General features: G+C 65.7%; 15 protein-coding genes. 6 read left to right on the forward strand and 9 right to left on the reverse strand.

All coding sequences use genetic code 11. The features are described from left to right. The first annotated feature begins 21 nt into the window (after positions 1-21). Positions 22-1,713, forward strand: coding sequence for a M28 family metallopeptidase (locus LHJ54_RS01780; protein ID WP_228242099.1), 1,692 nt, complete (start codon positions 22-24; stop codon positions 1,711-1,713). A 24-nt stretch (positions 1,714-1,737) separates the two neighbouring features. Then, the gene (locus tag LHJ54_RS01785; RefSeq protein ID WP_228242102.1) at positions 1,738-2,703 is read left to right on the forward strand and encodes an agmatine deiminase family protein; all 966 of its coding nucleotides are present in this window, start codon (positions 1,738-1,740) and stop codon (positions 2,701-2,703) included. 196 nt (positions 2,704-2,899) lie between these two features. On the opposite strand, the gene LHJ54_RS01790 is transcribed toward LHJ54_RS01785, so the two are convergent. From LHJ54_RS01790 to LHJ54_RS01800, 3 genes are all read right to left on the reverse strand, one after another. Further along, positions 2,900-3,640: a sulfite exporter TauE/SafE family protein gene (locus tag LHJ54_RS01790; RefSeq protein WP_228242104.1), complete on the reverse strand. Its 741-nt coding sequence runs from the start codon at positions 3,638-3,640 to the stop codon at positions 2,900-2,902. A gap of 176 nt (positions 3,641-3,816) precedes the next feature. Beyond that, positions 3,817-4,152, reverse strand: a complete 336-nt coding sequence (locus LHJ54_RS01795) for a hypothetical protein (protein ID WP_228242106.1) — start codon at positions 4,150-4,152, stop codon at positions 3,817-3,819. Beyond that, entirely contained in the window at positions 4,139-4,615 is a 477-nt protein-coding gene (locus tag LHJ54_RS01800) for a helix-turn-helix domain-containing protein (protein WP_228242109.1), read from the reverse strand. The genes LHJ54_RS01795 and LHJ54_RS01800 overlap by 14 nt, the downstream gene beginning before the upstream one ends. A 137-nt stretch (positions 4,616-4,752) precedes the next feature. Here LHJ54_RS01800 and LHJ54_RS01805 point away from each other — a divergent pair, with 137 nt between their 5' ends. After that, complete coding sequence (locus tag LHJ54_RS01805) at positions 4,753-5,085, forward strand: hypothetical protein (RefSeq protein WP_228242112.1); 333 nt, start codon at positions 4,753-4,755, stop codon at positions 5,083-5,085. Here the strand turns inward: LHJ54_RS01805 and LHJ54_RS01810 are convergent, their stop codons facing one another. From LHJ54_RS01810 to galE, 3 genes are all read right to left on the reverse strand, one after another. Continuing rightward, on the reverse strand, positions 5,086-5,730 hold the full coding sequence (locus LHJ54_RS01810) for an HAD family hydrolase (protein WP_228242114.1): 645 nt from the start codon (positions 5,728-5,730) through the stop codon (positions 5,086-5,088). A gap of 46 nt (positions 5,731-5,776) precedes the next feature. After that, positions 5,777-5,902: a type B 50S ribosomal protein L36 gene (ykgO, locus tag LHJ54_RS01815; RefSeq protein ID WP_029941846.1), complete on the reverse strand. Its 126-nt coding sequence runs from the start codon at positions 5,900-5,902 to the stop codon at positions 5,777-5,779. A gap of 82 nt (positions 5,903-5,984) precedes the next feature. Further along, positions 5,985-6,998, reverse strand: a complete 1,014-nt coding sequence (galE, locus tag LHJ54_RS01820) for a UDP-glucose 4-epimerase GalE (protein WP_228242116.1) — start codon at positions 6,996-6,998, stop codon at positions 5,985-5,987. 146 nt (positions 6,999-7,144) lie between these two features. On the opposite strand from galE, the gene LHJ54_RS01825 reads away from it, so the two are divergent. The 3 genes from LHJ54_RS01825 (at position 7,145) to LHJ54_RS01835 (ending at position 9,804) form a co-directional block, all read left to right on the forward strand. After that, positions 7,145-7,756, forward strand: coding sequence for a DUF4136 domain-containing protein (locus LHJ54_RS01825; RefSeq protein ID WP_228242119.1), 612 nt, complete (start codon positions 7,145-7,147; stop codon positions 7,754-7,756). Further along, positions 7,753-8,892, forward strand: coding sequence for a M14-type cytosolic carboxypeptidase (locus LHJ54_RS01830; protein WP_228242122.1), 1,140 nt, complete (start codon positions 7,753-7,755; stop codon positions 8,890-8,892). The genes LHJ54_RS01825 and LHJ54_RS01830 overlap by 4 nt, the downstream gene beginning before the upstream one ends. An 84-nt stretch (positions 8,893-8,976) precedes the next feature. After that, complete coding sequence (locus tag LHJ54_RS01835; RefSeq protein WP_228242134.1) at positions 8,977-9,804, forward strand: EAL domain-containing protein; 828 nt, start codon at positions 8,977-8,979, stop codon at positions 9,802-9,804. A gap of 34 nt (positions 9,805-9,838) precedes the next feature. Here the strand turns inward: LHJ54_RS01835 and LHJ54_RS01840 are convergent, their stop codons facing one another. The 3 genes from LHJ54_RS01840 to LHJ54_RS01850 form a co-directional block, all read right to left on the reverse strand. Next, positions 9,839-11,341, reverse strand: coding sequence for an L-lactate permease (locus tag LHJ54_RS01840; protein WP_228242137.1), 1,503 nt, complete (start codon positions 11,339-11,341; stop codon positions 9,839-9,841). A gap of 4 nt (positions 11,342-11,345) precedes the next feature. Beyond that, the gene (locus LHJ54_RS01845) at positions 11,346-12,347 is read right to left on the reverse strand and encodes a 2-hydroxyacid dehydrogenase (protein WP_228242142.1); all 1,002 of its coding nucleotides are present in this window, start codon (positions 12,345-12,347) and stop codon (positions 11,346-11,348) included. A 131-nt stretch (positions 12,348-12,478) separates the two neighbouring features. Next, positions 12,479-12,895, reverse strand: a complete 417-nt coding sequence (locus LHJ54_RS01850; protein ID WP_228242146.1) for a cytidine deaminase — start codon at positions 12,893-12,895, stop codon at positions 12,479-12,481. Between the last annotated feature and the right edge of the window lie 2 nt (positions 12,896-12,897).

The raw sequence follows: 12,897 nt of genomic DNA on the forward strand, positions 1-12,897 counted from the left end.
CGGATACCGGAGACCACCACCTTGAAATACCACAACCCCATCGCCGCTGCGCCGGCGCTTCTTCTGGCAGCCTGCGTTTCCACTCCGGCTCAGGACACCGCAGGCCTCGACATCCCAGCCGTCAGCGCGCCGGGTGACATCAGCCGAGAAACCATGGTGGAAGTAACCCGCACGCTGTCCTCCGACGAGTTCGAAGGACGCGCGCCCGGCACACCGGGAGAGGAAAAGACGGTCAATTACCTCATCGAGCAGTTCCGCGCAGCGGGGCTGCAGCCGGGCAACAACGGTTCCTGGGTACAGGAAGTGCCGCTGGTCGAGATCACCGGCAAGAATTACGCGCCGCTCACGGTCAGTGGCGCTAACGCCAATCTCAGCTTCAACTTTGCAAGCCAATGGGTCGGCGTCACTTACCGGGAGGATCAGCAGACCCGGCTGGACACCAGCGAACTGGTATTCGTCGGGTACGGCATCAACGCGCCAGAGCGCGGCTGGAACGATTACGAAGGGGTCGACATGCGCGGCAAGACCGCCGTGATCCTGGTGAATGATCCCGATTACGAGATGGAAACGCTGGACGGTCCATTCGGCGGGCGGGCGATGACTTACTACGGCCGCTGGACCTACAAGTTCGAGGAAGCCGCGCGGCAGGGTGCGGCCGGCGCGCTCATCGTGCACGACACCTTTCCGGCGGCGTATGGCTGGAATGTGGTGGAATCCTCCTGGTCCGGGCCGCAGGCCCATGCGCAGCGCGGCCCTGATGCGCCGCGGCTCACCCAGGTGAACGGCTGGGTGCAAAAGGATGTGGCGCAGGCGATCATGCAGGCCGCCGGACGCGATCTGGCGCAGCTTTCTGCGCAGGCGAAGCAACGCGGGTTCAAGGCCGTGCCGCTGGGCCTCGCGGCCTCCACCTCCTTCGAAAACGACATCCGCCGGTTCCAGTCGCGCAACGTCATCGCCATGCTGCCCGGCACCACGCGGCCGGACGAGGTGGTGATGCACACAGCGCACTGGGATCACCTGGGTATCTGCACGCCGGATGAAACGGGCGACAACATCTGCAACGGGGCGGTGGACAACGCGACCGGAACGGCGGCGCTGGTGGCACTGGGAGCCGCTCACCGCCGCGCAGGCCCGACCGAACGTACCCAGGTTTTCCTGGCCGTGACGGCCGAAGAGTCCGGACTGCTGGGCGCGGATTATTACGCCGCCAATCCCGTGTTCCCGCTGTCCAAGACCGTGGGCGGCATCAACATGGACGCGTTCCAGGTTGCCGGACCGGCGCGTGACGTGACGGTGGTCGGCGGCGGCAAGAGCCAGCTGGACGCATTCCTCGATGCCGCGCTGCGGCAGGTCGGCCGTGTTGCGACACCCGAAGCATCGCCGCAGAACGGCTACTACTACCGGTCCGACCATTTCGCCTTCGCCAAGCGGGGCGTGCCGTTCCTGTACGTGGACGGCGGGGAAGACCTGATCGATGGCGGACGCGCGGCTGGTGCGCGGGTGGCAGCGGATTACACGCAGAACCGCTATCACGGGCCCAAGGACGAGTTCGATCCCAATTGGGACTGGTCCGGGGTCATGGCCGACCTGCAACTGTTCTATCGCATCGGCCGGAAGCTGGGTAATTCGACAAGTTGGCCCAACTGGGTCGAAGGTGACGAATTCCGCGCAATCCGGGATCGCAGCTGCGCGGCCGATCCGGGCGGCTGCTGATCGGCGCGTCCGGTGACTGTGTCGATGCCGCCTGAATGGGCGCCGCAGGAATGGTTGTGGATCGGCTTTCCCCATGCGGCGGACGAGTGGCCGGGATTCCTGTCCCGCGCGCAGGAACAGATCGCCGCCTTCGCCAACGCGGTGGCGGAAACCGGGCAGGAGGTCCGCCTGCTGGTCCGCGACGCCGCCAACGAAGCGCGGGCGCGCTCGCTGGTCAGCGGCGCGGTAAAGCTGGAACGGCGGGAATACGGCGACATCTGGTTGCGCGACACCGGGCCGCTGGTCGTGCGTGGCCGACACGGGCTGGAGGCGCGGCGGTTCGGCTTCAACGGCTGGGGCGGCAAGTACCTGATGCCCGGGGACGAGACGGTGGGTGCACAGCTGGCAGAGGACGCGGGGCTGCCGCTGCGGATAGCCGATTGGGTGCTGGAAGGCGGCGCGATCGACGGTGACGGGACCGGGCTGGTGCTGACCACGGAGGAATGCCTGCTCAACCCCAACCGCAATCCGCAGCTTTCACGCGCCGACATAGAGAGGCGGTTGGCCGACGATCTGGGCTTTGATCGCGTATGCTGGCTGGGACGCGGACTGGTGAACGATCACACGGACGGGCATGTCGACAATCTCGCCCGGTTTGTCGCACCGGGCGAGATCGTGTTGGCCGAGGCCGCTGGCGCAGATGATCCCAACGCCGCCATCTATGCCGATGCGAAACAGCGGGCCGAGGAGTTCGGTTTGCGGGTGCATCCGATTCCGTCGCCAGGCCTCGTCACCCGGGGCGATCAGGTTGAGCCGGCGAGCTATGCCAACTTTGCCATCACCACCCATCTGGTGGTGGTGCCGACCTTCGGGTCGGTTCAGGATGCGGACGCGGTGACTGCGATTGGCGATCTGTTTACCGATCGCGCCGCCATCGGCATCCCGGCCGACGCCGTGCTGGCGGGCGGCGGGGGCTTCCACTGCGCCAGCCAGCAGATGCCTGCCGCCTGATTACGCAGGGCGGCAATGGGCTGGCGGCATTTACGCTTTCTTAACACTTCCCCTCCAATTTGGTGCAATGAGCAAAGCCATCGCACTGGTCCGGGCAAGCGCCCCAGTCCGGATTAACCCGGCAGAAGGTCTGCGCGCACTGCTGGTGTGGTCTTGCGGGCTGGCACTGCTGGCCGCGGGGCCGCTCCTCCCCTCGCTAGGCTAGCAGCCGCCACAGGGCAGCGAGCGCTGCCAAGGCCAGAACCAGCCCCACAAAACTGCGCCACAAGCGGTCGCTGACCTTGCCGAACGCGAGGCTGCCCAGCCAATTGCCCAGCAGCACCAGCGGAAACAGCGCGGCCGCAAGCCAGGCGAGCCGCCACTCCAGCACTCCGATCGCCCAGCCGGAAACCAGGCCCGCCAGCGCGGCGACGGTGAAGATGAGCAGCATTGACGCTCTCGCCGCCGCACGTGGAATGGCCCGGCCTACATAGTAGGGGATCACCGGCGGTCCTGGCATGCCGGCAAAGCCGGTCAGCAGCCCGGCCGTGACCCCTGTCACTCCGGTCATGGCGCGTCCCGGAACCGTTGCCGCCCGAACCGGGGTCAGCACGGCCAGGAACGAGCCAAGCGCGACCAGCGCAATCAGCAGGCGCGCCAGTTCAGGCGGGGTTGCCGCCAGCAGCATCAGCCCCGGCGCGGTCGCCAGCATTACCCACAGGCCGATGGTCCACGCGGTCCGTTCCGCGTCTCCGGCAAGCCGGCGCAGTTCGGACAGGCCAATGAACAGGGCCACGAAATTGGCCACCAGCACCGCATCCACCGGACTGAGTGCAAGCGCGAGCACCGGCACCAGAATGATTGCAAGGCCGAACCCCGTCAGTCCACGCACGAAGGCGGCCGCAAGGGCGGTCAGACCAGCAGCCGTCAGCTGCAGCAGAGTATAGTCGAAAAGCACGGTCGCGAAGGGGCCTCCTGCGGGCCAGTAGGGCCAAACGTCCGTTCGGCCAAGCAGTGCCTACTCCAGTGTGGAGATCAGGAGCGATCAATCAGTGAGCGGCGTGCCCTGGGACATCGAGCACACGATCATTGCGTTTTATCGGCAGCGGCAGGACGCAACCCCCATCGCGGCCGCTACCCTGCCGCACCCGTTCCGACCGAATCCGACCACCAGTCCGCATAGCTGGAGTTCTTTACCAACCTGCGGTTCTCGTCGGGAGCACCGTCGCTCCACCAGATCGGCCCCCTTTCGCCAAGCGCGACCTTCGCCGCGTGGACCTGCGCCCGCGCCGTGCGCTCCGCCCCGGGATCGCCATTCCTGAGCGCCGCGCCGACCGCGCGCCGGGCCTTCATCAGTTCAGCCACGAGGCTGGCCCGCTCATCCTCCGACAGGTGAGGATTGGCCGCCCGCCACAGCCGGCCGCGCACGATGAGGTAGCGCCCGTCCGGCGTGCGATCAGGCGGCATCATCCTTCATGCCGAGGCGCGAGCGATCCACCAGGTTGAGATCGCGCGGGCCCAATGCCCGGCCATCATGCGACAGGATGGAAACCGGACCGATCGGCAGCCGGTCCCGGTCATCCACCAGGACGGGATTTTCCGGCACCTCCACACCATATTTCTGGCCCCACTGCCGCAAGGCGATCATTGCGGGCAGAAGGTCCATGCCCTTTTCTGTCAGCCGGTACTCCACCCGCCGCCGGTCTTCCGCACAGGGGAGCCGGTCGAGAATCCCATGCTCCACCAGCTTCGCCAGCCGATTGGACAGGATGTTGCGGGCAATGCCCAGTTCGCTCAGGAAGTCTTCGAAATGATAAACGCTGTTGAAGCTGGCGCGCAGGATCATGAACGACCAGCGTTCGCCCATCACCTCCAGCGCTTCGGGCAGACCGCAGGCGGTCAGTTCGCGCAGCGGTTCGCGCAGTTCACCCATGCATCCATTCTCCGGCTCACCACTCTACGGCAAAACAGCGACCCTTCAACAGCATATCAGTTTCTGGTTGCAACTTGAAACCTAGACTGGTAAGTGGCGTTCCGCAACTTAAAACCGTGCTACCGGAAGGATCCAACATGACGTCTCCCCTCTCGCTTCGCAAAGCTGGTGCGCTGCTAATCGCCAGCGGCGCAGCCGCGCTGACCCTGGGCATCGCCGCCATGCCCGCCGCCGCCGGCACTGCCGCTACCCAGTACACCGCGACGTTGGCGCAACCCGTCAGCGACGCCCGCGTCGTGGCAGGCAAGACATTGTGGAAGTGCGCCGGCACCGAATGCGCGGCGGTGGTGGAAGGCAGCCGCGCCGGGCGTGTTTGCCGTGACCTGCAGCGCAAGGCCGGCACCGTAACGCAGTTCACCGTCGCCGGTCAGCCGCTGGACGCAGAGGCGCTCAGCCGCTGCAACGCCTGATCAGATAAGCGCGCGGGCCTCCAGATCGACGGCGAGGCCCGCCGCATTCGTGAAGTGATGCACCTGCCAGCCCAGCGCGGCAGCGGCCGCGATATTGGCCGCATTGTCGTCGATGAACAGCATGGCATCCGGCGCGTGACCGAACCTCCGTGCGGCGAGTTCGAAGATGCGCGGATCCGGTTTGGCAAGCAGTTCGTCGCCTGACACCACGATGTCGCGGAACAGGTTCAGCACCGACAGGGTGGGCCTGAACTGGCGCCAGAACTCGGCGCCGAAATTGGTGATCGCGTACAGCGGCATTGCTCGCTTCGCCAGCCGTTCGATCAGTTCAGTCGTACCGGACACCGGGCCGGGGATCGTTTCCAGGAATCTGGTGCGATAACTCCGGATGTGCTCGGCGTAAGCGGGAAAATCGGCGACGCGTTCGGCAACCATGTCATCCAGCGGTCGGCCCGCGTCATGCTGGAAGTGCCATTCTTCCGTGACCACAGTGGCGAGGAACCAGTCGCGTTCCGCCGGGTCGGCAATCAATCGGTCGAAAAGGTGACGCAAGTCCCATTCGACAATGACCCGTCCGATATCGAATACGACAGCTTCGACGGGACGCGGACTGAGCGCGGTGTGACCGCCCGCATTCTCATCCAAGCGTGACAAGGCGCCAGTCCCGGCGGGTCCGGCCGGACAGCCGGTTTCAGCCCTGGCGCGCCTTGAAGCGACGGTTGGTCTTGTTGATCACATAGGTCCGGCCACGACGGCGAATGACGCGGCAATCGCGGTGGCGGTCCTTCAGCGACTTTAGGCTGTTACGGATTTTCATGGCGGCTTTCCTGAAAAGAAACAGGCACCGGACGTCCGCCCGGTGCCATTGCACCGCCCGCCTAGCACATCGCAATCAGGAGTCAATCAGGGCGGCGCAGTTCCTCCAGCCGCCGTTCCCACTGCAGTGCGTGGGCAACAATCGTATCGAGGTCGGCAAACTGCGGACGCCATGGCAGGGTCGCCTTGAGGAGAGCCGGATCGGACACCAGTTCCCCCGGGTCGCCCGGACGACGATCCTGCATCCAGCGCTCCACCGTGCGGTTCGTCACCCGGTCGACCGCGTCCAGCACCTCAAGGACGCTGAACCCCCGGCCATAACCGCAGTTCATCGTCATCGACTGGCTGGGTTGCGCGATCAGCGCCTCCAGCGCCAGCAGGTGCGCCGCGGCAAGGTCGGTGACATGGATGTAGTCGCGCACCCCCGTACCATCGACAGTGTCGAAATCGGTGCCATAGACCGCTACTCCGGCTCGCTTGCCCAGCGCTGCCTCGCAGGCAACCTTGATCAGGTGCGTTGCGCCGGCGGTGGACTGTCCGGTGCGTCCCTGCGGGTCCGCGCCGGCCACGTTGAAATAGCGCAGCGCGCAGTAATTGAACGGATGCGCGGCCGCCGCATCGGCCAGCATCTGCTCCGTCATCAGCTTGGACCAGCCATAAGGGTTGATCGGCCTCGTCGGTGTTTCCTCCGTCACTCGCGACGTGGCGGGTGAACCATATGTCGCGGCCGTGGAGGAGAAGATGAAATGTTCCACCCTGCCGGCAATCGCTGCTTCCAGCAGGGTGCGGCTCTTGGCGGTGTTATTGTTGTAATACTTCAGCGGGTTATCAACCGACTCCGGGACCACCACGCTACCGGCGAAATGCATGATCGCGCCCGTCCCCTGCTCAGCGAAGATGCGCTGAAGCAGGTCCGCATCGGCGATGTCCCCATGGTAGAAAGGCACGTCATCAGGCACCGCAAACCGGAAACCCGTAACCAGGTTGTCGAGCACGGCCACCCGCCAGCCCGCATCCTTGAGCGCGAGCACCGCATGGCTGCCGATGTAGCCGGCGCCACCGGTGACGAGAACCGGAACCTTGTTGGTGTCAGTCATGGCCGCACCCGCTAGCAGTTTGCGAGGGACCGGGAAACAGCGGAAGAAAGAGCCTGCCGCATCGGGAACAGGGTCGGGCTGCCAAGCGCTTGAACTTCTGGATACAAGGAACGGTCCGGGTGCGGCGGACCGGCAGGAGAACAGCGATGCCTTTCCCAAGATTGACGAACGTTCTGCTCGCCGCGACAGGTGCGCTTGCGCTTGCCGCCTGCGCCACCGGACCAGGCCCTGTGGAAGTCACTCGCTTCCACGACCCCGCCGCGCTCTCTGCCGCGACGCGTGGCGCGGTGGTCGTCACTGCAGCGCCCGGTGCAACCGACACGCTGGCGCTGACACCCTATCAGGGGGCGGTGGCAGAACAGTTGCGCGCGCAGGGTTACGAGGTGAGCGGCAATAACGCCGCGCGCTATCGCGCCGAGGTACGGGTCGATCGCTTCCAGCGCGCCGTGGATGGCGGCCGCTCGCCGGTGAGCGTCGGCGTGGGCGGCTCTACCGGCGGATACGGTTCGGGCGTGGGTTTAGGCGTCGGCATCAACCTTGGCGGCGGCGGAGGCGCGCGGATCGGCACGGAACTGGCCGTAACGCTGCGCGACACCACCACGGGGCAAAGCGTGTGGGAAGGCCGGGCAGAGGTCGATTACCCCGCCCGTTCCGAAATCGCCGATGCCCGCGCCAATGCCGCCTTGCTGGCTGATGCGCTGTTTCGTGATTTTCCGGGTAACAATGGGGAAACAGTGCGGGTAGATGCGCGCCGATGAACCAGATCCATATCGACGCTGCGTTTGACAGCGGCAACATCGAAGTCGTGGCGGTGGACGGTGCCACCGCCCGCCTCACCCTGCGTCCAGACAACGCGTCGGACTTCAAGCAGTGGTTTCATTTCCGCGTCTGCGGCGCGAAGGGTCGGGAGCTTACCCTGCATCTGGAGGGGCTGAACGACAGCGCCTACCCGCTGGGCTGGCCCGATTACAACGCCTGCGTCAGCGAGGACCGGCAGTTCTGGGGCCGCGCGGCATCGACCTTCGACAAGAGCGCCGGCGTTCTCACCATCCGCTACACCCCGGCCTCGGACTTGTGCTGGTTCGCTTACTTCGCGCCCTATTCGATGGAACGCCACCATGATCTTGTGGCAGAGGCAGCGGCAAGCGAAGGTGTAAGCTATCGTCGGCTTGGCACCACTTTGGACGGACAGCCGCTCGATGCCCTGGAACTGGGCGACGGGAACAAGCAGGTCTGGCTCTATGCTCGGCAGCATCCGGGCGAAAGCATGGCGGAATGGTGGATGGAAGGGGCGCTCGAATGCCTCCTTGACCCAGCCGATCCGGTGGGGCGGGCGCTGCGCCAGCGGTGCCGGTTCCACATTGTGCCCAACTGCAATCCGGACGGTTCGCGCCGGGGGCATCTGCGCACGAATGCGTGCGGAGCGAATCTCAACCGCGAATGGGCGGACCCGACGGCCGAGCGCAGCCCGGAAGTGCTCGCCATTCGCAACCGCATGGATGAAACCGGCGTGGATTTCGCCATGGATGTTCACGGGGACGAGGCAATCGCCGCCAACTTTCTGGCCGGGTTCGAAGGGATCCCCGGCTGGACCGACGAACAGGGCGACGGCTTTTACCGCTATCAGCGGATACTGACCCGCCGCACACCCGACTTCCAGATGGAGCTGGGCTACCACAAGGCCAAGCCCGGCACCGCCAATCTCACGATGAGCACCAATCAGGTCGCTGAACGCTTCGGCGCATGCGCCATGACGCTGGAGATGCCCTTCAAGGATGCGGGAATGTTCGATCCGGTTCAGGGATGGTCGGCCGAGCGATCAAAGCTGCTGGCGCGCGACTGCCTGGCAGCACTGCTGGAATGGCTGGAGCCGGACACGCAGCGAGGGGCTTGATAAGAAATAGGCAAGTACCGGTAATCAGTTGGTCAGCGGATCGCGTTACAGCGGAGCCAGTTTGAGACTGGCGGCGGTTTGCCTATGACTTTGATTGATCACCGGGCGTTCGAGTCCTCCGCAGGGCGGGGATGGAACAAGTGCGGCGGGTGCCGCGAGGGACAGGCGCTCCCGTTTGCCTTCACGATGGCTTTCCAGCCGATTGTCGACCTTACCCACGGGACGATCTGGGGGTATGAAGCGCTGGTCCGTGGAGAGGCAGGAGAGCCGGCCCGCGCTATTCTGGACCAGGTGGACGCGGCCACTATCTATGCCTTTGATCAGGCGTGCCGCATACGCGCCATTGAACTGTTCGCCGCCCTGTCGCCGCCGGGCAGCACGGCCATGCTGTCCATCAACTTCAAACCCAATGCCGTGTATGAACCCGCCGCGTGCATTCGGGCTACTCTGGAGGCGGCCAAACGCAGCGGATTTGACCGCACCCGGCTGATGTTCGAGTTTACCGAAGACGAGCGGATGCAGGACGTTGCCCATGTCCGCCGCATCGTCGAGGCGTATCGCAGCTTCGGCTTCATGACGGCGCTGGATGATTTCGGGGCCGGGTACGCGGGATTGTCGTTGCTGTCCGACATGACGCCCGACCTGATCAAGCTGGACATGTCCTTGCTGCGCGGGATCGACGCGTCGCCAGCCCGGCAGGCGATCGTCCGCAGCATCGTGGCGATGACGCGGGAACTAGGCGTTGCCTGCCTTGCCGAAGGTCTCGAAACTGCGGCTGAGGTGGAAACGATACGGACGCTGGGCATTGCGCTGGTGCAAGGCTTCTACTTCGCCGCGCCCGTCACCGGTATGCTGCCGCCGGTGTCCGTGGGCCTGCTGGCGGACGGCGCCACCCAGGACGCGGCAGGCTGATCCGTGGCCCGTGCGCGGCTTTCCCGCGAGCCACTCACGACCCGGCGAACAATGCCAGCAACAGGACAAAGACGCCGCCCGCCAGCGTGTAGCCCAGGCACAGGGGCAGCGTGCGCTTCATCACTTCGCCCTCCCGTCCGATCAGCCCCACTGTTGCCGCACCCGCTACGATGTTGTGCGGCGCAACGATATTGCCGATCGCGGAACCCACGCTCTGCCCGGCCAGCGCCAAGGCGACAGGCAGGCCCGTGGTCGCGGCAGTCGCGGTCTGAAATCCGGCGAAGACGATGTTCGAGGCAGTGGCCGAACCGGTAATGAACGATCCCAGCGCCCCCACCAGCGGCACCGCCAGCGGCCACCCCGCGCCGAGCAAGCTGCCAGCCCCCTCGGCCAGCGCGTCGATCATGCCGCTGTGCACCATGATCCGGGCCATCAGCAGCACGGTGACCAGCGCCAGCGCCACGGGTGGCAGGCGCCGGGCCGCAGCCATGAGCGCAGGACCAAGGATCGCGTTGCCATCCCGCTTTACTGCCGCAGTCAGCAGCAAAGCCAGCGCGAGCATGGTACCGGGGTGATACAGAATAGCCACCGAACCGCTGAAAGCGTTTGTCAGCGTCCAGCCGATCTCCAGCCCTTGAAGCGTTGCACGCAATGGTCCGAGCAGCCGCGTGGCAAGGATCAGGACCAGGATCAGGACGTAGGGCAGCGCCGCGCCCAGAAGCGTCATGACCGGCACCGGGTCGGCGGGTGCACCAGGCGCCGCCGCGCCGCGCCTTGTCAGCAGCACGAACAGGACCGCGCCCACCAGCGCCCCGCCCAGCGTTGGCAATTCGGGACCGGCGAACGCGGCAAATAGCGCCGCCGGTACGAAGAACAGCAGGACGGCAGCCGGCACGGCAAGCCAGCCGGCCTTGTGTCTGGCGCGGTCTTCTCCGGTTCCGGCAAGCCTGTACACGGCAGCCGCGAGTGCCCAGCCCAGCACCCCGTGAAGCAGCAGGATGAGCAGCGAAAGTGTCCGCGGGTCGACCGTTGCGGCGTGCAGCAGCGGCATCATCGGTGTTCCCACCGCCCCAAACGAAACCCCTGCCGCGTGACCAATCAGGGCACACAGCAACGCGCGGACCGGCGGGAAGCCAAGGCTGACCAGCAGCGGGGCGGCCAAGGCGACCGGGGTGCCAAATCCGGCGGCTCCTTCGAGAAACAGCGCGAAGAACCAACCGACCAACAGGGCGGTGATTTGCGGACTGGGCGAGACGGACGCGAGCCACCGGCCGATCAGCCGCGTCTGGCCGGTGCGCTCCTGCCATTCGTATATGGCCAGGGCCGGAAGGATGATCCACAGGATCGTCGCGGCGGTAAAGGTCGCCTCCAGCAGCGGACCGGCAAGCGCCGCAACGCTCATGGGATAGCTGAAGGTGGCCACCGCGAGCACAAGTGCAAGCAGCGCCGCGACCCCGCCTGCCTGCGCCGCCGACCACCGTACGCCGACGAGCAGCGTGGCAAACAGAACCAGCGGCAGCAGCGCGAACAAGGCCATCGGGTCAGCCGAACGGCACGGGGTGTTCGGGCGCGCCGGTCCTTTCAAACGCGGTGATGTTGGCGATCGTGGTCCCGGCAATCGCCGTCATGGCTTCCCGCGTGAAGAACGCCTGATGCCCGGTGATGAGCACGTTGGGAAACGTCAGCAGGCGGGCGAATACATCGTCCTGGATCATCGTGGCCGACAGGTCTTCGAAGAACAGGTCGCCTTCTTCCTCGTACACATCCAGTGCAAGGTGGCCGATCTTCCCGCTCTTGAGGCCGTTGATCAGGGCGCGTGTGTCGACAACCGCGCCGCGGCTGGTGTTGACCAGCATCACACCCGGCACCATCGCCGCAATGGCGTCGGCGTTAATCAGGTGATGCGTGTCGGGCGTCAGGGGACAGTGCAGCGAAATGATGCTGGCAGTTGCGAACAACTCCGCCAAGGTTACGTAACGGCCGCCGATCTCCTCCAACTCTGCGACAGGGTGCGGATCCGATGCCACCACCGCGCAGCCGAACCCGCGCATTATCCGCGCCACGCAAAGGCCGATCTGGCCGACGCCGACGATCCCGACGGTGCGGCCTTTCAGGTCGAAGCCGAGCAAGCCTTCCAGCGCGAAATTGCCCTCGCGCACCCGGTTGTAGGCTTTGTAGATCCGCCGGTTGAGGGCAAGGATCAGGGCCACAGTGTGCTCCGCCACGGCGTCCGGCGAATAGGCCGGCACCCGCGCGACAGCCAGGCCAAGCTCGCGCGCTGCGGCAAGATCCACGTGATTGAACCCAGCGCTTCTCAGTGCGATCAGCCGCGTTCCGCCAGCCGCCAGCCTTTCCAGCGCCGCCCTGTCAAGATCGTCGTTCACGAATGCGCACACCGCCTCGTACCCTGCCGCCAAGGTGGCGGAGTCGCGGTCGAGCCTTGCTTCAAAGAAGCGCAAATCGTGGGGACTTGCGGCAGCGCCATTCGCCTGGGCGAGGAACTCCCGGTCGTAGGCCCGTGCGCTGAAGACCGCCACTTTCATGCAAACCTCCACCCGTCCAGCGCGCTGAACACCCTTGCCGTGGCCGCCACGCGTAAAACAGGCTGACTATGTGGCCCGGCTCGAGGGGCGTCAAATCATGGAGCGCGGCCCCGCCGGGCGCAGGCGGAACCTCAACCCAGGCTGGCGGGGCCGAACGCATGGGGCAACAGCGCGGACAGGCGCATCGCGCGCACCTCTTCAGCCCCGACGCACAGCACCAGCGGGTCGGTATCGCCTAGCTGGGCAAGTTCGTTCAACACCTGTCGGCAGCGGCCGCATGGCGTTATCGGGGCACCGCCGGCACGGTCTGCCGGCCCGGTGACGGCCACCGCTTCCAACCCGCCGCGTCGGCCGTCCGCAAGCGCCTTTGCCACCGCGACGGTTTCAGCGCAGAGCGCCAGACCATAGCTGGCATTTTCCACATTGGTGCCGGTCACGATTGCGCCATCGGCGAAGCGCAGCGCGGCGCCTACCGGATAGCGCGAATAGGGTGAGTAGGACGCCCCGGCAGCCTCGCGCGCGGCGGCGATCAGTTCCTTGTCGGACATCT

It is taken from the genome of Porphyrobacter sp. GA68, from assembly GCF_022605525.1.
Lineage (GTDB): Bacteria > Pseudomonadota > Alphaproteobacteria > Sphingomonadales > Sphingomonadaceae > Qipengyuania_B.